The 17,836-nt window shown below is 66.9% G+C and carries 19 protein-coding genes; 8 read left to right on the top strand and 11 right to left on the bottom strand.

The annotated features are described in order from the left end of the window. Positions 1-10: 10 nt before the first annotated feature. Positions 11-1,600, bottom strand: coding sequence for a BCCT family transporter (locus tag ACSBP4_RS15775; RefSeq protein WP_049964268.1), 1,590 nt, complete (start codon positions 1,598-1,600; stop codon positions 11-13). A gap of 236 nt (positions 1,601-1,836) precedes the next feature. Between ACSBP4_RS15775 and ACSBP4_RS15770 the strand changes: the two genes are divergently transcribed. Continuing rightward, the gene (locus ACSBP4_RS15770; RefSeq protein WP_435552784.1) at positions 1,837-2,640 is read left to right on the top strand and encodes an NRDE family protein; all 804 of its coding nucleotides are present in this window, start codon (positions 1,837-1,839) and stop codon (positions 2,638-2,640) included. A gap of 72 nt (positions 2,641-2,712) precedes the next feature. Further along, positions 2,713-3,063, top strand: a complete 351-nt coding sequence (locus ACSBP4_RS15765) for a helix-turn-helix transcriptional regulator (protein WP_006180834.1) — start codon at positions 2,713-2,715, stop codon at positions 3,061-3,063. Positions 3,064-3,150: 87 nt separating this feature from the next. On the opposite strand, the gene ACSBP4_RS15760 is transcribed toward ACSBP4_RS15765, so the two are convergent. The 4 genes from ACSBP4_RS15760 to gatC all read right to left on the bottom strand — a co-directional run bounded on the left by ACSBP4_RS15760 (position 3,151) and on the right by gatC (position 6,167). Continuing rightward, the gene (locus ACSBP4_RS15760) at positions 3,151-3,939 is read right to left on the bottom strand and encodes a formate/nitrite transporter family protein (RefSeq protein ID WP_435552783.1); all 789 of its coding nucleotides are present in this window, start codon (positions 3,937-3,939) and stop codon (positions 3,151-3,153) included. A gap of 107 nt (positions 3,940-4,046) precedes the next feature. Next, complete coding sequence (locus ACSBP4_RS15755) at positions 4,047-4,460, bottom strand: hypothetical protein (RefSeq protein WP_049964271.1); 414 nt, start codon at positions 4,458-4,460, stop codon at positions 4,047-4,049. A 151-nt stretch (positions 4,461-4,611) separates the two neighbouring features. Further along, a complete protein-coding gene (gene gatA / locus ACSBP4_RS15750) occupies positions 4,612-5,886 on the bottom strand; it encodes an Asp-tRNA(Asn)/Glu-tRNA(Gln) amidotransferase subunit GatA (protein ID WP_049964272.1) in 1,275 nt (424 codons plus the stop codon). A gap of 2 nt (positions 5,887-5,888) precedes the next feature. Continuing rightward, positions 5,889-6,167 (bottom strand): Asp-tRNA(Asn)/Glu-tRNA(Gln) amidotransferase subunit GatC, encoded by a 279-nt coding sequence (gene gatC, locus ACSBP4_RS15745; protein WP_006180831.1) that lies wholly within the window; start codon positions 6,165-6,167, stop codon positions 5,889-5,891. 172 nt (positions 6,168-6,339) lie between these two features. On the opposite strand from gatC, the gene ACSBP4_RS15740 reads away from it, so the two are divergent. Together ACSBP4_RS15740 and ACSBP4_RS15735 are read left to right on the top strand one after the other, a co-directional pair. Then, positions 6,340-7,317 (top strand): transcription initiation factor IIB, encoded by a 978-nt coding sequence (locus ACSBP4_RS15740; RefSeq protein WP_435552782.1) that lies wholly within the window; start codon positions 6,340-6,342, stop codon positions 7,315-7,317. A 126-nt stretch (positions 7,318-7,443) separates the two neighbouring features. Continuing rightward, a complete protein-coding gene (locus tag ACSBP4_RS15735) occupies positions 7,444-7,569 on the top strand; it encodes a hypothetical protein (protein ID WP_006180829.1) in 126 nt (41 codons plus the stop codon). Positions 7,570-7,663: 94 nt separating this feature from the next. Here the strand turns inward: ACSBP4_RS15735 and nirK are convergent, their stop codons facing one another. Further along, positions 7,664-8,722 carry a copper-containing nitrite reductase gene (gene nirK, locus ACSBP4_RS15730; RefSeq protein WP_435552807.1) on the bottom strand — a complete coding sequence of 353 codons (1,059 nt, stop codon included), beginning with the start codon at positions 8,720-8,722 and terminating at the stop codon, positions 7,664-7,666. Positions 8,723-8,988: 266 nt separating this feature from the next. On the opposite strand from nirK, the gene ACSBP4_RS15725 reads away from it, so the two are divergent. The 4 genes from ACSBP4_RS15725 to ACSBP4_RS15710 all read left to right on the top strand — a co-directional run bounded on the left by ACSBP4_RS15725 (position 8,989) and on the right by ACSBP4_RS15710 (position 13,913). Next, positions 8,989-9,897, top strand: coding sequence for an alpha/beta fold hydrolase (locus ACSBP4_RS15725; protein ID WP_435552781.1), 909 nt, complete (start codon positions 8,989-8,991; stop codon positions 9,895-9,897). A 157-nt stretch (positions 9,898-10,054) separates the two neighbouring features. Further along, complete coding sequence (locus ACSBP4_RS15720; protein ID WP_006648753.1) at positions 10,055-10,498, top strand: DUF3054 domain-containing protein; 444 nt, start codon at positions 10,055-10,057, stop codon at positions 10,496-10,498. An 82-nt stretch (positions 10,499-10,580) separates the two neighbouring features. Continuing rightward, positions 10,581-13,091 carry a heavy metal translocating P-type ATPase gene (locus ACSBP4_RS15715; protein ID WP_435552780.1) on the top strand — a complete coding sequence of 837 codons (2,511 nt, stop codon included), beginning with the start codon at positions 10,581-10,583 and terminating at the stop codon, positions 13,089-13,091. A gap of 129 nt (positions 13,092-13,220) precedes the next feature. After that, the gene (locus tag ACSBP4_RS15710; protein ID WP_435552779.1) at positions 13,221-13,913 is read left to right on the top strand and encodes a hypothetical protein; all 693 of its coding nucleotides are present in this window, start codon (positions 13,221-13,223) and stop codon (positions 13,911-13,913) included. A gap of 24 nt (positions 13,914-13,937) precedes the next feature. Here the strand turns inward: ACSBP4_RS15710 and ACSBP4_RS15705 are convergent, their stop codons facing one another. The 5 genes from ACSBP4_RS15705 to ACSBP4_RS15685 form a co-directional block, all read right to left on the bottom strand. Beyond that, a complete protein-coding gene (locus ACSBP4_RS15705) occupies positions 13,938-14,657 on the bottom strand; it encodes a hypothetical protein (RefSeq protein ID WP_435552778.1) in 720 nt (239 codons plus the stop codon). A gap of 80 nt (positions 14,658-14,737) precedes the next feature. Continuing rightward, positions 14,738-16,480, bottom strand: a complete 1,743-nt coding sequence (locus tag ACSBP4_RS15700) for a cytochrome c oxidase subunit I (protein ID WP_006648757.1) — start codon at positions 16,478-16,480, stop codon at positions 14,738-14,740. A gap of 2 nt (positions 16,481-16,482) precedes the next feature. Continuing rightward, the gene (locus ACSBP4_RS15695) at positions 16,483-17,025 is read right to left on the bottom strand and encodes a cytochrome c oxidase subunit II (RefSeq protein ID WP_006181565.1); all 543 of its coding nucleotides are present in this window, start codon (positions 17,023-17,025) and stop codon (positions 16,483-16,485) included. Between the two features lie 4 nt (positions 17,026-17,029). Then, positions 17,030-17,179: a hypothetical protein gene (locus ACSBP4_RS15690; RefSeq protein ID WP_158413745.1), complete on the bottom strand. Its 150-nt coding sequence runs from the start codon at positions 17,177-17,179 to the stop codon at positions 17,030-17,032. Between the two features lie 144 nt (positions 17,180-17,323). Continuing rightward, on the bottom strand, positions 17,324-17,836 hold a 513-nt coding region (locus tag ACSBP4_RS15685), incomplete at its 5' end, for a cytochrome C biogenesis protein (protein WP_435552777.1).

Here is a 17,836-nt window from a genome sequence, read left to right as displayed (position 1 = left end):
GCGTCGCTGGTCAGTCGTCGTCGGAGACGCTCTCGGAGACCGGCCGCTGACGGCGGGTCGGCGGCTCCGAGACCGGCGTCTCGTTGTCGCGAACGTAGTTTCTGGCGACGACGTAGCTGCCGTACAGGACGAGCAACAGGAACAGCGAGAACGGCAGCGCCATCGTCACCGACAGCGACTCGATGGCGCTGAACTCCTCGAGTTCGAGCGACATCATCCCGAAGACGGCGAGCAAGGCACCCCACCACGCGCGGTTTCGCGGGTTCGGGTTCTCGTCGCCGAGCGTGATCGCCGAAATCATAAACACCGCCGAGTCGAGCGAGGTAATGATGTAGCCGGCGATGATGAAGACGAAGAGTACGGCGAGAATCGTTCCATACGGCGTGATCTCGAGGGCTTTCGCGATGGCTGCGGGATTGCCCGACGCGGCCAGTGCCTCCGCGATTGGGGCTTGATACCCCGGTGCGAGCGCCCAGCCGCCGATGAGACCGTGCTGGATCCAGGTAAACAGCGTCGGGACCAGCACGAGGACGGCGAACAGCTCCCTGATCGTGCGGCCCTTCGAGACGCGAGCGACGAAGCTCCCGACGAAGATACTCCAGGCGGCCCACCAGGCCCACCAGAAGCCGGTCCAGTCGGCCGCCCAGTTGCCCTCGGCCCCCGGCGCGGTGTACAGCGACAGCCGGAACAGGTTGCTGAGCCAGACGCCGGTCGCGTCGAGGTGGAGTTCGAGCATGTACAGCGTCGGCCCGATCACCACGAGTAGGGCCATCGCGGCGCCGATGAGGATCACCGTCGCCCGGGCCGCGTTACGGATCCCCTTCCGGAGGCCGAGCCAGACGTCACCGAGGAAGACCAGCCCGATCAGCGCGAACACCGCGTAGGTGAGTATCCGCGCCTCGAGACCGAAGACGCCGCTGAGGATCGAGGACATCGTCTGTGCGCTGAACCCGAGCGTCGTCGCGATGCCGCCGATCGTGGCGATCAGCGCCGCCAGATCGACCAGCCAGTAGAGGCCCGGGATTCGACCCTTGTCGACGACGCCGGCAAGCATCGAACTGATCTTGTACTCGCCGATGCCGTCCGTGTAGACCGCGATCCCGAAGGCGATCGCGACGGGGAGATACCACATCGCCAGCCCCGGGAACACCTCGTGGATGAACATGAACGCGAGCGCCATCGACTCGGTGGATGCGTTCTGGACCGGCGCGGGATCCGGCGGGGGATACTGGACGATCGAAACCGGTTCCGCCACGCCCCAGATGAGGACTGACGCGCCGAACCCGACGGTAAAGACCATCGATAGCCACGAGAAGCGATCGAATTCGGGCTCGGCGTCGGGGCCGCCGATCCGGATCCGGCCGTACCGCGAGGCCGTGAACGCGGTCGCGGCGACCAGCAGGACGAACCCAAGCAGGATGAACCACCAGCCGAAGTAGACGAGGACCCAGCTTTTCGCCCCAATGAGCGCACTACTCAATGCCGACGGCCGCAGGAATCCAACGATCCCAAGCGAGAGCATCACGCCCATCGTCACGAAAAACAGGGCCATCTCTCCCCGCGAGGCGTCCTCGAGGCCGAGGAGTCGACCGACGTTCATCGTTCGACCCCACTGCGCTCGTCGCCGTTCCGTTCGGCGGTCGTCTGCGTATCGTCGCTACTCACGATTGTGTGAGCCAGCATCAGATGTGTCTCGGATCCCACTCCTAATCGTTGAAGAACCCTTTGTATCGAACGCCGCTACAGGATCGGTACCACACTACAGGATAGCTGGGCGGAACCCACGGGATTGCCGCCGGACCCGGAGTTAAGCCGCTTGCCGCCCTACCCGGAGCCGTGTGTACGCTCACGCTCGCTTGGCAGGTCTTCGAGGAGGCACCGGTCGCCGTCGCCGCGAACCGTGACGAAGCCATCGGCCGGGCGTCGGACCCGCCGGGCGTCTACCGCGAGGACCCGCTGATCGTCGCGCCGCGTGACGCCGAAGCCGGCGGCACCTGGATCGGCTACAACGAACACGGTGTCTTCGTCGGCCTCACGAACAAGTGGGCCACCGCCGATCTCGCCGGCGACCGCTCTCGGGGGCTGCTCGTCGCCGACGTCCTCGAGGCGCGTTCGGCCGCCGAAGCCCGCTCGATCGTGGCGGACGCGACCGAGGCCGACGAGTACAGCGGGTTCTATCTGGTTGTCGCCGACGCCGACGAGGCGTTTTGCTACCAGTGGGACGGCGACCTCACGCTGACCGAGTTCGAGCCCGGCGTCCACGTCGTCGTCAACGTCGCGGTCGACGACGATGTCGACGTCCCGGCGGATCGAGCGGCGGTCGGCCGAGCGCAGGCGGACAACGCTCGAGCGGTCCGGGATGCGCTCGCGCCGGCATCGGGCGAGACCGTCGGCGACTGGCTCGAGCGCGGGGGATCGGTGCTGGGAGACCACGACTACGGCGTCTGCATTCACCGGGACGGGTTCGGGACCCGTTCGTCGTCGCTGCTCGCGCTCGGTCCCGAGACGACACGATACGAGTTCGCACCGGGGCCGCCCTGTCGGACGAGCTACGAGTCGGTCTCTCTCCCCGAACGCGTGTCGGGGGCCGTCGACGCCGACGGAGCGGATCCGGCGATCGACGGCGAAGGGCACATTTAAGCGGCTCGCACTATCTGGTATGGGTATGGACGCACTCCTGCCTGTAGCGACGCACACGGCGAGGTGGTGGCCGTGAGCGTGTCCGCGGCCGAAGCCGAACTCACCGAGGCCGAGCGCGCGGGCCTCGAACTCGTCCGCGAGTCCGGCGGTATCCACCAGAGCGACTTCTGGAAGGAACTGGACGTCTCCTCGCGGAAGGGCAGTCGAATCGTCGAGTCGCTCGTCGAGAAGGAACTGGTCGACCGGGAGGAGACCGTCTACGAGGGACACAACACCTACTACATCTCGCCGACCGCCCGTGACCTCGATTTCACCCTGCTGATGGCCGGCGACATGCTCTCACCGTTTATCGGCGAGGAGGAGGTCGACCCCAACAGCGACGCCTTCTCCCAGTGGATCATGAACCTCGCTTACGAGGAGTAACCCGTCGACCGCGTCGACGGACCACCGCTCTTTCATCGGTTGCCGGTTCTCGATCGAGAGCCGCTCGAGCGCTGGGTCTCGCCCCGGTCAGTCGTCGCGTCCGTCCGCGCCCCGCACCTGCGCGACGTGAGCGAACGTGACCAGCCCGATACCGCCGACGACGTTGCCGGCGGCCGAGACGGCGATCGTCTCCCCGAGCGCGCCGGAACCGATCGCCGCGTCGAAGAGGTACCCGAAGAAGACGTGGATCGCAGTGACGACCACGTGGTCGAAGGGGCCAAGCGCCAACAGGAAGCCGACGAGATAGGCCAGCGCGAGCCGGCTTCCGACGCTGTCGGCCGCCGCCAGGAGGAACGACAGGAGGCTCACGAGCGCCCCGCCGACGATCGCGCTCGCGAAAATTCCCCTCGCCGGTCGGTTGACGATCCCCTCGGCGGTGCCGGACAGCGCGTGTGCCGACTCCGGCGGCAGCACCCCGTCGACGGCGAAGACGACCGCGAAGAGGAACCCGCCGACGAGGTTGAAGACGAGCGTGACCGTCCACAGGCGACCCAGCGGGAGCAACAGCCACGACCCGTCCCGAGCGGTCGCCGCCGCGACCGGGTCGAAGAAGTTCTCGTTGAACAGTTCCGTGCGGCCGACGACCAGAAACACCATGCCGACGCCGAAGGTGAGCGCGCCAGCCACGTGTGCGGCCTCGCCGAACTGCGGTTCGACGAGCCCGTCGACGACGCCGAGTGCGACGATGCCGAAGACGATCGTAAACCCCGCGATGAAGCTGGTCGCCGCGAGTTCGAGCAGCGACTGCTCGAGTCGTCGCTGGCCCTCGTCGACGGCCCGATCGAATATCTCGGCGGGATCCGGCGCGACGGACACGGGCTAGTTACGGTTCGTTGATAAATAAGAGCGGGACATGAATACGCCGGACGTCGAGACACTGTGCGTCGGGTCGGGAGCCGACCCCGGCGGCCCGGCGGAATCGATCACTCGTAGGGATCGAACCGCTCGATGAGAACGAAGGGGTCGCGTTCGCGGTTGTAGTAGGGGACGTCGCCGTCCAACGCCTCGATGAGTCGCCGGTGGACCTCGCGTGCGGCCCGTCCCTCGTCGGGCTCTAGGTGGTGTTGGCCCCGCATGTCGGTCCAGAACCCGCCGTCGAGCCACAGCAGCGTTTCGTCGTCGGACTGATAGACGACCTCGCCCTCCTCGGTCAGGCCGTCGATGGCGAGCTGTCGGCCCGACAACTGTGCGCGCGCGAGGACCGCGGTGAGTTGCCGGCGGGAAACCGGCGCGTGCAATGCGACGTCATCGATCGTTTCCCCGAAATAGCTCTCGACGAGATCACACGCCCGCGAGAATTCGTCGAATTCGACCTCCTGATCCTGTGCGATTTTCATAAGTCCCCTCGAGTGAACCGTTCGGTACGCAGAGGATTGACAGACGTACACAAAAATCTATCCGTCGTTCAGACGGTTTCCTGTCAGTCATTGCCGGCGCAACCGCGACCCGGGCAGCGGTTGCGCCGGGAAATCGGGACAGCAATCCGTCTCAGGCGAGCGCGCTCGCCGCTCGGATCAGCCGCCGTTCGCCGAATGCGGGGCCGATCAGTTGGAGGCCGACGGGGAGCCCGTCCGTTTCGCCGGCCGGCACCGAAATCGCGGGCAGGTCCGCGAGGTTCACCGGCACGGTGTTCGCGTCGGCGAGATACAACTGCAGCGGATCCTCGAGGCTCTCGCCGAGTTCGAACGGCGGAACCGGCATCGTCGGGCTGGCGAGGACGTCCGCCTCCGCGAGGGCATCGTCGAAGTCCTGTTTGACCCACGCGCGGGCGTCCTGGGCCTTCTTGTAGTACTTGTCGTGGTAGCCGGCGGAGAGTGCGTAGGTCCCCAGCAGAATCCGCCGTTTGACCTCGTCGCCGAACCCCTCCTCGCGCGCTTTCGCGAAGGTCTCGTTCCAGTTGCCGTCGTAGCCGCCCGACTGCCCGTAGCGGACGCCGTCGAACCGCGCGAGGTTCGACGAAGCCTCCGACATCGCGATCACGTAGTAAGCCTCGACGGCGTGTTCGACCGAGGGAAGCGAGACCTCGTGGTACTCCGCGCCCCGATCCTCCAGGTCGGCGATGGCGTCCCAGAACGTCTCGACGACTCCCTCGTCGGCTCCCTCGAGCAGCTCCGTCGGAACGCCGATCGAGAGCCCATCGACGTCGCCGGTCGCGGCGTCGGCGTAGGTTTCATCGGCCTCGAGGGGCGCCTCGCGTGTCGTCGCGTCCCGTTCGTCGCTGCCGGCGATCACGTCCAGCAGTTCGGCGGCGTCCTCGACGGTCTCGCCGAAGGGGCCGATCTGCTCTAAGCTGTTGCCGTAGGCGACGAGGCCGTACCGCGAGACGAGGCCGTAGGTGGGCTTGATGCCGACGACGCCGCAGAAGGCGGCGGGACAGCGGACCGAGCCGCCGGTGTCCGACCCCAGCGCGAGGTCGGCCTCGCCGGCGGCGACGGCGGCCGCGGAACCCCCCGAGGAGCCCCCGGGAACGTGGCCCGGCGCGGCGGGGTTGTCCGTCGCGCCGAAGTAGGAGGTCTCGGTGGTCGTCCCCATGCCGAACTCGTCCATGTTGGCCTTGCCGACGATGGTCGCGCCGGCCTCCTTCAGCCGCGAGACGACCGTCGCGTCGTAGGGCGGGACGTAGTCCTCGAGCATCCGCGAGCCGCAGGTCGTCCGGACCCCCTCGGTCGAGATGTTGTCCTTGACCGCGACCGTCCGACCGGCGAGCGGGCCGTCGTCGGCTCCCTCGATCCGCTCTTCGGTGATGAAAATGTCCTCGGACATGGTTACGAGACGTTGGGCCCCTTGAAGTAGCCGTCCTCGGTTTCCGACGCGTTCCGGAGCGCGTCCTCGCTCGAGAGCGATTCGCGTTCTTCGTCGGGCCGCATCACGTTCGCGAGATCGGCGTCCCGATCGACTGCCGGCACCTCGTCTAGGGTCTCGAAGTACTCGAGGATGTCCGCGAACTGCCCGGTGAACCGGTCGACCTCTTCGTCGTCGAGGTCGACGCGGGCCAGCTCCGCGACGTGGCGGACCTCCTCGGGACTGACGGCGTCGTCGCTCATACGTGGTCAGACCGGCCTCCGGAGAGTAAGGGTTTCGATACCGCGGGGCCGTCGAACCGTCCGCCGACCGCTGCCCGCCGCGGACTGTCTCGATCCCAGCGTTTAACTGACATGATTCCGTTATATGGGTAACGAGAACGTTTTCCAGCCACTGGTACCCGTCTCGCTGACAATGACAGACTCACCCATCCGAACGCGAAGCGACGAGCCCCGCCAAACCGAGTCCGAGACATCGACCGAGACCGCCGACGAGCGAACCGAGTGTCCCGAGTGTGGTGGCCGACTGGTTTCCGACGACGGACGTGCCGAGACGGTCTGTACGGACTGTGGCCTCGTCGTCGAGGAAGACGAGATCGACCGCGGCCCCGAATGGCGCGCGTTCGACGCCGCCGAGAAAGACGAGAAGTCCCGCGTCGGCGCGCCGACGACCAACATGATGCACGACCAGGGGCTCTCGACCAACATCGGCTGGCAGGACAAGGACGCCTACGGCCGCTCGCTCTCGAGTCGCCAACGCGAGAAGATGCAGCGCCTGCGTACCTGGAACGAGCGCTTTCGCACCCGTAACTCCAAGGAGCGCAACCTCAAGCAGGCGCTGGGCGAGATCGACCGGATGGCCTCTGCCCTCGGTCTCCCCGAGAACGTCCGCGAGACTGCAAGCGTGATCTATCGGCGTGCCCTCGAGGAGGACCTGTTGCCGGGTCGGTCGATCGAAGGTGTCGCCACGGCGTCGCTGTACGCCGCCGCCCGACAGGCCGGCACCCCCCGCAGTCTCGACGAAATCGCCGCCGTCTCCCGCGTCGAGAAAGCCGAGATCGCCCGTACCTACCGGTACGTCGTCCGGGAACTCGGCCTCGAGGTCCAGCCGGCCGATCCCGAGAGCTACGTCCCCCGGTTCGCCAGCGATCTCGATCTCGCCGATGAGACCGAACGCCGCGCTCGCGACCTCCTGTCGACGGCCAAGGAACGCGGCGTCCACAGCGGCAAGTCCCCGGTCGGCCTCGCCGCGGCCGCCGTCTACGCCGCCGCCCTCCTGACCAACGAGAAGGTCACCCAAAACGACGTCAGCGACGTCGCCAGCATCTCCGAGGTCACCATCCGCAACCGCTACAAGGAACTGCTCGAGGCCGACGGCGGCGCGCCGGCCTGAGCGGCATCGCGACCGACGGTCAACCCGTGATTGTCGCGTTCCAATACTGTCTTACTCGCCGAACAATCACGAGAACGATATTTTAACAGGTCGATACTCAAGGGTGGTCGTCGTGACCGTGGCCGTATGCACTGTGACAACTGCGATTCCGACGCGGTCGCGTACACGTTGACGACCTACGTCGAACCGGACGGACGGGAGTCGGTCGACCTCCACTTCTGTTCGACCGATTGTCTCCACGTCTGGACCTGATGACGCTCCGCCGTCGGACGCGACGCGTCGGTTTCGAGGTCGACTCGCGACGGATGGCGTCACGCGCAAAAAAGTCGTCCGGATCCGATCCCGCTCACGGGTCCTCGTCGTAGATGTCGCGGGTGGGGTCGCCGCTGACGTCGACGACGCCGAGGGCGCCGCGGCGGGCGGCACGAGTCAGGGCGTGGTCGACGATCTTGACGGGGCCGGGGACGGGGAACTCCATTTCGGCCGCAGCGGTGGTACCGGGGGCGACGGGAGCGGTCTCGACGTTCAGATCGGGGTCGGTCAGGAGGTCGCCGTCGCGGTAGAAGCGACTCCAGACGTTGCCGATCGCGTGCCACGAACTCAGCAGGTTCGGGCCACCGTTGGCGAAGTACACCCGCGCAGTTTCGCCGGTGTTGGCCTCCATGGGGACGCCGCCGTCGGGGGTGAAGCCGTAGGCCTGGCCGTTGAAGACGACGTAGGTCGGCTCCTCTTTGAGCATCGCATCGAAGTCGAAGCCGTGGTGGCCTTCCTCGCCGAGGTCGCCGTCCGTGTAGATCTCGTGCTGGCCGAGGTAGAACTCGTTGTCGACCTCGGGGAGGCCGTCCTCGGGTTCGACGAGGATCGAGCCGAACATACCGCTACTGATGTGCTGGTCCATGTTCGGGATCGCACAGTGGTAGATGAACACGCCCGCGTAGTCGGCGGTGAAGCTGATCTGGGTGGGGTCGTCGCCGGGCGCGATCGTGGTCGCGTCGGCACCGCCGCCGGGGCCGTAGACCGCGTGGAAGTCCATGTTGTGAGCGGCCACGTTCAGGTCGTCGGGGACGTCGAAGGTGAGGTTCACCCGGTCGCCGCGGCGCACTCGAAGCATCGGCCCGGGAACCTGCCCCTCGAAGGTCATGTAGTCGAAGGTGACCCCGGGCTCGATCTCGGCCGTGACCCGCTCGGTCCGGATCGTGACGTCGTGTTCGCGGGGCTCGTTCCAGTCGACCGGGTCCGGAATGTCCGTCGGATCCCGCGCGATGCGGTCGACATCGACGGCTTTGGCTGCCGGCAGCCCCTCGTCCTCAGCCGCCGACTGGTCGCCGTTCCCGCTGTCGGTCTGCGTGTCGCCACCGAGGCAGCCGGCGACTGCCAACGCGCCGGTCGCTCCGATCGCCTGCATCGCCCGCCGTCGGGTGAGATTGGATTGGGTCATTGTCCTATCTACAGATAGTGGTGGACGTATGATCAACCATCACGATGCTTCCCGTCGGATAGTAATCCGATCGTCGGTTCCCCGGATATGAGGGTCCATTAAATACCCTCCTCCGTTTGATTTCGTCGACCGGCACGAATTCAGCCCCTTCATCGGTCCCACTCCCAGCGGGAGGCGACTCTCGAGCGTGGCCGACCCAAACGGATATGTTGGATCTCGGTCAAGTCGGCGGCATGGAGCCACACGGACGCGCTTCGGACGCGGTACTCGAGGCGACCGTTTCGTCGGTCGAACTGGACTCGAGTCGCCGAACGGTCAACGGGGTCGACCTGCACGTCGTCGCCGCCGGTGACGAGTCGGCGCCGCTGGTGGTCTTGCTCCACGGGTTCCCCGAGTTCTGGTACGGCTGGCGGCGGGTCATCGGGCCGCTCGTCGATGCCGGCTATCGGATCGTCGTGCCCGATCAGCGCGGTTACAACCGAAGCGAGAAACCCGACGGCGTCGGTTCGTACCGTCTCACCGAACTGACGCGGGACGTGGTCGAACTGATCGGGACCGAGGATCGCGAACGCGCGGCCGTCGTCGGCCACGACTGGGGCGGCATGGTCGCCTGGTCGGTCGCGGCCCACCACCCCGAGGTCGTCGACCGGCTGACTATCGTGAACGCTCCGCATCCGACCGCCTACCAACGCCAGCTCGTATCGAACCCGGCGCAACTGCGCCGGAGCTGGTACGCCCTCTGGTTCCAGGTGCCGTGGCTTCCCGAACGCGTCGCCCGCTACGACGACTACCGCGTTCTCGAGCGGGCCCTTCGTGGGACGGCCGCCCCGAGAACGGTTCGCGACGACGAGCTGGCCCGCTACCGCCGGGCCTGGGACCGAACGGGGGCGCTGACGGCGATGTTGAACTGGTATCGAGCGGCCGCCCGGTATCCGCCTCGGTCCCCGACCGAGCCGATCGAGCCGCCGACGCTCGTCGTCTGGGGCGAGGACGACGTCGCGCTCGTCCCCTCGCTGGCGGTCGACAGCGCGATGCTGTGTGCCGACGGGCGGCTCGAGTTGCTCCCGGAGACGAGCCACTGGGTGCCACACGAAGCGCCGGCGCGGCTCACCGACGAAATCCTCGCACATCTGGCTGCTTGACCGGCTCCGGTGATACCGGGGACCGATCGGATCGGCAGAACACGTTCGGGAGAGGAACCGCATCCGACGGGAGCGTCGGCCCAAACGAGTCGCTCCGTACCAGGCCACCGGCGATCACGGCCCGTCTCGTCGGTCCGTGCGGCGCTCGAGGACTAGTATGATCGAATCCCGCATACAGCCACAGTCGGTCGGTCGAATCGTCACCGAACCGTTCGTCCTGTCGGTAGCCGTCGTCGACGCGCTCGTCGTCGTGGCGTTCATCGGCGTCGGCCTGTTCATGCACGCGATGGAACCATGGACGTTCCCGGCCTACACCCTTCGAACGGCGACCCCGTTCGTGATCGGCTGGGCGATCGCTGCGCCGCTTCTCGGGGCCTATCGGGGACGAGTCCTCGAGTCGGTTCGGCGCACCCTCGCAGTCGTCGCCGTCGCGTGGATCGCCGCGACCCTGATCGGCGGTCTCATTCGCTCGTCGTCGCTGTTCCTCGGCGGCGCACCGCCCGAGTTCCTGCTGGTCAACGCCGTCCTCGGGCTCGGTTTTATTCTCCCGTGGCGGCTGGCGGTGACGGCCGGCCACCGCTGGCGGGCGGGCCGCGAGTGATCCCGCTTCGATCATCGGCCGCTAACCCGAACTCGTTCGGGACTACGGCTTCCCCGACTCGTCGACGACGTTCGACCGTGAGATGAGTTCCTGCTCGCTCTGCGGGCTGCCGATCCCCGACGAACCGGTGACCGCGGCCGACCTCAAGGGGACGTTCTGCTGTCGCGGCTGTCTCGAGGTGAGTGCGACCCTCGACGACGTCGACGGACTCGAGCGCGAGGCTGTAGTCGATCGCGCGCGGGAGTCGACCGACCGCGAGGTGCCGGCGGGGGCCGAGGAGACGTTTCTGGCGGTCGACGGGATGCACTGCTCGACCTGCGAGGGGTTCGTCTCGCTGCTGGGCGAGGACGAGCCGGGTATCCTGACCGTCGAGGCGAGCTACGCGACCGACACCGCCCGGGTCGTCTACGATCCCGACCGGCTCGAGCGGGCCGATCTCCCCGAGCGGCTCTCGGGCTACGGCTACGAGGCGCGGTTCCGCGACGGCGACGGCGGCCGGCGAGACGAGACGGAACTGGTCCAGCGGCTGCTGGTCGGCGGCTTTCTCGCGATGTTGATCATGCCGTGGTACCTGTTCTATCTCTATCCGAGTTACGTCGGCATCGAGACGGGGATCCTCTCGGTCGACGCGACCTCACCGGTCGGAATCTACCTGCCGATGGCGATAATCGGACTGTTGACGACCGGCGTCCTGTGCTATACCGGCTACCCCATCCTGCGGGGCGCGTACGTCAGCCTGCGGGTGGGCCAGCCGAACATGGATCTGCTGATCGCCGTCGCCGCCGTCTCGGCCTACGCCTACAGTACGGTCGCGCTGGCGACGGGCAGTACCCACCTCTACTACGACGTGACCGTCGCCGTGATCATGATCGTCTCGCTTGGCACCTACTACGAACGCCGGATCAAACGCCGGGCCACCGATCTGCTTGCGGACGTGACCGCCGCGCAGGTCCGGGAAGCGACCCGCCGCATACCGGAGGGGACCGAAACGGTCCCCGTCGATCGGCTCGCGGCCGGCGACGAACTGCTCGTCAAACCGGGCGAGCGGATTCCGGTCGACGGGATCGTCCGTGAGGGGACGGCGGCGGTCGACGAGTCTGTCCTCACGGGGGAGTCCCTGCCGGTCACCAAGGAACCTGGCGACCGGGTCGTCGGCGGCGCGATCGTGACCGACAGCGCGCTCGTCCTCGAGGTCGGCGAGGACGCCGAGAGTACGCTCGACCGGATCGCGACGCTCATGTGGGAGATCCAGAGCGCGACCCCGGGCGTCCAGCGGCTGGCCGACCGGCTCGCGACGGTCTTCGTCCCCCTCGTCGTGACCGTCGCAGTCCTCGTCACGGCCTGGCGGCTCGCGACGGGGACGCCCGTCGGCGACGCCGTGTTGACGGGGCTGACGGTACTCGTCGTCTCCTGTCCCTGTGCCATGGGGCTGGCGACGCCGCTGGCGGTTGCATCCGGACTGCGCGACGCCTTAGAGCGCGGGATCGTGGTCGCGAACGCGGCCCTGTTCGAGTCGGCGTCGGCCGCCGAGACGGTCGTCTTCGACAAAACCGGCACGCTGACCGCTGGCGAGATGTCGGTCCGTGAGGTCCACGGCGAGGACTCGGCGATCGCGTTCGCCGCGGCCGTCGAACGCCGCTCCGAACATCCGGTGGCGGACGCTATCGTCGCCCACGCTGCGGCCGAGAGGGCCGAAAACGGGGTCGCGGAAACCGGCGGCCCGGTCGCGTCCGACGGCGGCACCGTCGACGCCGCGGCGGCCGGCGACTTGCCACCTCGCGATCATGATCTCGCGGTGACCGACTTCGAGCGACACCCCGGCGAGGGCGTGAGTGCGACGGTCGGTCTCGAGGCGTCCGATCGGCCCGCGCCCGAGGAGCGGGCGCCCGAGCCGTCGGGCACGTCCCCTCGCCGAGTCGTGGTGGGGACGCCCGACCTCGTCGAACGGCTGGTCGGTCCGATCCCGGCGCCACTCGAGACGGCGATCGACGAGGCGCGAGCCGACGGCGACCTTCCCACGGTCGTCGGCTACGACGGGCGGGCGCGGGCCGTCGCGGTCGTTGGGGACCGCCGACGGGCGGAGTGGCGCGAGGTCCTCGAGTCGGTCGCCGACCGCGAGGTGATCGTCCTGACGGGCGACGACGAAGCCGCGACGGCGACGTTCCGTGACCATCCGGCGGTCGATCGGGTCTTCGCGGGCGTCCCGCCGGACGGCAAAGTCGAGACCGTCCGGCGGCTCGCCGACGAGGGGACCACCGCGATGGTCGGCGACGGAACCAACGACGCGCCCGCACTGGCGGCCGCGGACGTCGGGATCGCCCTCGACAGCGGGACCGCTCGCGCGACCGACGCCGCCGACGCCGTCGTGACCGGGAGCGATCTCCGCGCCGTCCCCGCCGTGTTCGATCTCGCAGCGGGCACGCGACGGCGCATCCGCGAGAACGTCTGCTGGGCACTGCTGTACAACGCGGTCGCGATCCCACTGGCCGCAGCGGGGTTGCTCAACCCGCTGTTCGCCGCCGTCGCGATGGCAACCAGCAGCGCAATCGTCGTCGTCAACTCCTCGCGGCCGGTGCTGTCGGACGATCGGTGACCCGGGGCCCGCGACGCCGCGAGGGCCAACGCCGGGCGTCTCACTGGCTCGATACCGGTTCCGGATAACTGAAACGGCCGTTTTAGCTCGAGCCGGGTTTATGAAGTTAGTCAGCCAACACGTTCGCATATGAACCGACGAGCGATGCTGTCGACGGCCGGCGCGGTAACGGGAGCGGTCGCCGGCTGTCTCGACGACGGTGCCGACGAGGGTCGAACCGGGAGCGAAACGGATCGATCTGACGACGATGACGCGGACCGGTCCGATGACGACGGTTCGGACCGAGCCGAAAGATGGGGTGAGAAGGCGACCGTTCGGAGTCGATTCGAGGACGGGCCAGTACGTCCCGAGTGCAAGCGGGAGTCGGAACGGATCACGGTCGACGAAGGCGGCGACACTCGCGAGTACGAGACGGCGGCGACGCTTCCGTATCCGGAGCCACAGACCGAGTTCGGGACGGACGCGGTGGTCGACTTCGTCCACGAGTTCGAGAACGCGTACGTGACCCACGAGGAACTCTGTGACCGCTCGGGGTCCGGCCGCGTCCTCAACGTCTACTACGGCGTCCAAGACAGCGAACTGTGGGCCAAGAACCCGCACATCGTATTCCTCTATCGAGTCGGTGCCGTCGGGTCAGTACTCCACGAGGACGGTGCAGTTTCGGTCGCCGACGCTGCGCCCAGCGGCGTCGTCTACGCAGTCGACGAAACCGGCGCAGCCAGGGTCGAATACGGCGACGCGACGACGGTGGAGCCGAACGAGCGGGAAGCCAACGCCCCGGACCCGCTCGCGGCGGGTGATCTCGTCACGGTCTTCGATTGAGCCGTTCCGGCGATCGGTGACGAGTTAGGCTTCGGACACCGACGCCATGGACCGCCGGTACCGCCGCAGCGTCTCGCCGTCCTCGTCGCGGAGTTCGACGATGAACTCCTTCTGACCGACCGTCTCCTCGAGGTCGGCCTCCCGGAACGTGACGTTGTACGGCGGTTGCTCGGTCCGTGTCACCTCGCTTCCACCGCTGGTCACCACGACGCTGTCGATCCCCTCGGAGTCGGAGAGTTCGCAGGTGATCTCCCCGTCCGCCCGCGTACAGGTGAGATCGGGGTTTACGTCCGCGCTCGAGCCGTCGTCGGAGGCTGGCTGGAAGTCTAGTATCATCGGCGAGATCGGGGCCGTCCCCAGAATCAGGACGATCGCGAGGAAGATCGAGAGGTTGATCTTGGACCCGTTACGGGCGATCGTCCGGACGATGGACCGGTTTGCGGTCCGCCGGAGCCGGATCACCAGCGGGACGACTACGGCGTGAGTCAACGGCCCCCACAGGATGAGGGCGAAGCCGTAGGCCCGCACGTACTCGAGGATCGTCCACTCGACCCCGTAGGAAAACAGGAGGTTCGACGCCGTCCAGCAGAAGAAGCCGAAAAAGAGCAGGCCGACGCTCTTGAACAGCCGCCAGATCGGCGTGTTCGCGTAGTACACGCTCAAGATGTCACGCCAGGCCTGTTGGACGACGTGCCTGACGTACTCGAGCGGCGATGCGGTCGCGTCGGTGTCGGATGCTGTCATTCGTGCGTCGGTAATCGGTGGGTCGAGAGTCGGTTCGCCCGCGAGGGGCGGTCGGTTCGTCAGGGGTCAGGGCCGATCGGTTAGGCTCCGATCGACCAGAGTTGCGTGAGCAGATACCAGTTCAGCAGGTACGTGATCACGAACGCCGCGAGGAAGACCAGACAGAGGACGAACGTGCCGCGCATCTCGTAGGCGTGGACGGGGTCATCGGGATCCTGTGCCATCCCGAGGCCGCCGTCGGCGACGAGGTCGGCGTTGTCGCCGTTCTCGACGCGGTCGCCAAAGACCAGCGAGCCGACCGCCACGAGGACGAACAACACGCCGCCGGCGATCGCGAGCAGGGCGAAGATCCCGAAGACCGCAAACAGCGGTGCGGCGGCCGAGAGGCTGAACTCGGTGCCGGGGATGTTCTCGACGACCTCGGCGGTTCGGCGCGGGATCCCGTAGAGGATACCCACGTACATCATCATCAGGACGGCCACGCCCATCGCGGCCGAGTAGAAATACGGCTGGATCGCGGCCAGCCGCTCGGAGATATACTGGCGCATGAACATCGTCCGGATCACGAAGAAGACCAGGCCCATGAACGCGACCGTGGTCCCGAGGACGACGGTGCCGTGGAAGTGCCCGACCGTCGCGAACGTGTTGTGCCAGGTCATGTTGAGTTGGAGTTGGCCCATCATGACACCCGTGATCCCCCCGAGGAAGCCAAAGAGGATGATCGAGAAGATCGTCGAGGAGAACACGGGATTCGACCACGGCGCGGACGTCAGCCAGCCGAACAGGCCGCCGCCTTTCCCGCGTTTACGCCGGCCTGCCTCGAGCCCGGCAGGGATGGTGAACGCGTGGATCAGGCTCGCGAACGTCGCCCCGTAGAACGCGTAGGACGTGTTCCAGATCCGCCAGCCGGTCGAGACGGCGGGGTCGGACAGCAGGTGGTGTGCCGCCCCGAGGTTGATGAAGAACAGGTAGAGGATGAAGGCCGTCCGCGAGATCTTCTCGCTGGCGACCTCCGCGCCCGCGACGACGTGTGTCACGAAGTACCAGACCGCGATCATCGCCACGAGGTTGATCTGCTGGGTGCCGTGGCCGATGATCCAGTACATCTGGCGGTACCAGGCCGCGTCCCACCACTCGATGATCTCGAGACGCCACAGCAGGGCGGGACCGAACGCGAGCAGGCCGCCGACCAGCGCCTCGACGGCGATGATCGACGTGACGAAGGCGGCGAAACTGACCAGCGGCAGCGTCTTGCCGGGGTTTTCGCGTTTCTCGAACCACATCGTTGCGAAGAACGGCAGCGCTGCGACGACCGTGCCCAAGATGAAGACGATCGCACCCGCGTAGAACAGCGGCGAGATCGGCATCGGCACGTAAGCCGTCAACAGCGGTGCCTCGTTGGGTGCTTCCGTGGTCCAGATGGCGTAGTTGACCAGGACCGCCCCGGCGGCCATGACGAGCCAGCCGGCCTTCGCGATCTTCGTGAACGGCAGCCGTCTGCCAAGCACCATCGGCCCGCCGACATAGAGGATGGCGATTTCCATGAACACCATCCAGAAGATCAGCAGGTTCCAGGCGTGCAGGCTCAGGTGGGTGTAGAAGGCCCCGGGCTCGAGCAGCCCGATCACTTCCCAGCGGGTCATCGCGACGGTGAAGGCGAAGATCCCACCGTACAACAGGGCGACGACCGCCGTGAGCCCGAACAGTTTGATATGGTTCTCGGCGGAGCGGTGGACCTCGAGGCCCGTCACGGAGCAGGTCCGGAAGCCGTCCTCACGGTACTCGTTGTCGAACAGCCCGAGAACGTCTAGTTTGTGTGCCATCGTTATCCCTCCTCCACGACGATGGTGCCGTGCATGCTCCGGTGGCCCTGCCCGCAGAACTCGTTACAGATGATGTGGTAGGTACCGGGTTCGTCGAAGGTCATCGGCACGACCCACTCGTAGCCGGGCAGCACCTGCAGGTTGATCTGTTTGCTCAGTGCGTCCTCGGGACGAAGCGAGAAGCCGTGTTGGACGTCCATCGAGTTGAGGTGGAAGTCGTACTCCGTTCCCGTCTCGAGGACGACCGGTGCGCCGTCCCACTGGAACCGCATCGCCTGGAGATAGACGTCCTGTTCCGGCGGAACGAGGCCGTCGTCGGTCTCCTCGGCGCGCTCTTTGTAGTCGGTCAGTTTCTCGCGGAACTCCTCGTCCTCGACGCGGAACGTCTCGCCGATGGGGTTCTGGTCGCCGACCCGGGTCCAGGCGCTCATCCAGCCGAAGAGGATCAGCGACCAGCCGACGCCGAGCCCGAGCCAGATCGATTCGCGCCTGTTGACGGGTTGGTCCCACCAGTTTCCGTCCGGGGGTTTGATCGGTGACGTCATCGAATCACCCCATGGGAACCGAGAAGACGTCTATCCAGCCCCATACAACGTACGACAGCGCGAAAAACAGGAGCGCTGCCGCTGCGAGTAGCCAGATGCGGTCGTACAATCGTTGCATCGTCGGTTCTGATTCGGTTCGTTGTGATGGTGCCATAGCTCCGTTCGACCCGATCTCCTTGTGGAACTTGCATATCGATTCCCCCGCACATATTCCCATCAGAGCCGCTGAAGAGCCGAATAAACTGATGGCAGGTGCTAATGGTGACAGGACGGCGAAGGGATCGCGGCCGAGGTGGCGTCAGACTGCGGCGACGTACAGTTGGCCGAGGCCGGCCACGACCAGCACGACCCCCGCCAGTCGGACCACGCGGTCGACGTAGCCGGCGATGCGGCCGGCACCCAATGCGTAGCCGAAGGCCGTCGCGACCGTGATCGCGACCGTCAGTGACCCGAACCCGACGGCGTACGTCCCGAGTACCAGTGCCGTCTCGAGCGGCGGCATCGTCAGCGACCGAAACGCGAGCCCGAGGAACAGCGGGAGGACACAGGCGACCGCCGCCAGCGCGTACATCGCGCCGAAGAGGCCGAACCCGAGAACGGTCGACCGGCGCTCGGGCAGGAGGACGTGGACGGCACCACTGCCGCCGTACGCCACCCAGATCCCGAGTGCGATCAATCCGACGCCGACGCCGTACTCCAGTAGCGGCAACGCCTGGCCAACCGTCTCGCCCGCGACGACCGCGGCGACCGAGAGCGCACCGAGGACCCCCACCGCGCCGGCGGCGGCAGCGAGCCCGCGGGCGAGCGTCCC

The organism is Natrinema sp. CGMCC1.2065 (genome assembly GCF_051225675.1).
Taxonomy (GTDB): domain Archaea; phylum Halobacteriota; class Halobacteria; order Halobacteriales; family Natrialbaceae; genus Natrinema; species Natrinema thermotolerans.
This window is presented reverse-complemented; position numbering and strand designations above follow the sequence as displayed.

What these genes read in the sequence shown, in the direction of transcription:
- ACSBP4_RS15775 (WP_049964268.1), bottom strand. Translation starts at nt 1,600, where the DNA reads ATGAACGTCGGTCGACTCCTCGGCCTCGAGGACGCCTCGCGGGGAGAG.
- ACSBP4_RS15755 (WP_049964271.1), bottom strand. Translation starts at nt 4,460, where the DNA reads ATGAAAATCGCACAGGATCAGGAGGTCGAATTCGACGAATTCTCGCGG.
- gatA (WP_049964272.1), bottom strand. Translation starts at nt 5,886, where the DNA reads ATGTCCGAGGACATTTTCATCACCGAAGAGCGGATCGAGGGAGCCGAC.
- gatC (WP_006180831.1), bottom strand. Translation starts at nt 6,167, where the DNA reads ATGAGCGACGACGCCGTCAGTCCCGAGGAGGTCCGCCACGTCGCGGAG.
- ACSBP4_RS15740 (WP_435552782.1), top strand. Translation starts at nt 6,340, where the DNA reads ATGACAGACTCACCCATCCGAACGCGAAGCGACGAGCCCCGCCAAACC.
- ACSBP4_RS15735 (WP_006180829.1), top strand. Translation starts at nt 7,444, where the DNA reads ATGCACTGTGACAACTGCGATTCCGACGCGGTCGCGTACACGTTGACG.
- nirK (WP_435552807.1), bottom strand. Translation starts at nt 8,722, where the DNA reads ATGCAGGCGATCGGAGCGACCGGCGCGTTGGCAGTCGCCGGCTGCCTC.
- ACSBP4_RS15725 (WP_435552781.1), top strand. Translation starts at nt 8,989, where the DNA reads ATGGAGCCACACGGACGCGCTTCGGACGCGGTACTCGAGGCGACCGTT.
- ACSBP4_RS15720 (WP_006648753.1), top strand. Translation starts at nt 10,055, where the DNA reads ATGATCGAATCCCGCATACAGCCACAGTCGGTCGGTCGAATCGTCACC.
- ACSBP4_RS15715 (WP_435552780.1), top strand. Translation starts at nt 10,581, where the DNA reads ATGAGTTCCTGCTCGCTCTGCGGGCTGCCGATCCCCGACGAACCGGTG.
- ACSBP4_RS15710 (WP_435552779.1), top strand. Translation starts at nt 13,221, where the DNA reads ATGAACCGACGAGCGATGCTGTCGACGGCCGGCGCGGTAACGGGAGCG.
- ACSBP4_RS15705 (WP_435552778.1), bottom strand. Translation starts at nt 14,657, where the DNA reads ATGACAGCATCCGACACCGACGCGACCGCATCGCCGCTCGAGTACGTC.
- ACSBP4_RS15700 (WP_006648757.1), bottom strand. Translation starts at nt 16,480, where the DNA reads ATGGCACACAAACTAGACGTTCTCGGGCTGTTCGACAACGAGTACCGT.
- ACSBP4_RS15695 (WP_006181565.1), bottom strand. Translation starts at nt 17,025, where the DNA reads ATGACGTCACCGATCAAACCCCCGGACGGAAACTGGTGGGACCAACCC.
- ACSBP4_RS15690 (WP_158413745.1), bottom strand. Translation starts at nt 17,179, where the DNA reads ATGGCACCATCACAACGAACCGAATCAGAACCGACGATGCAACGATTG.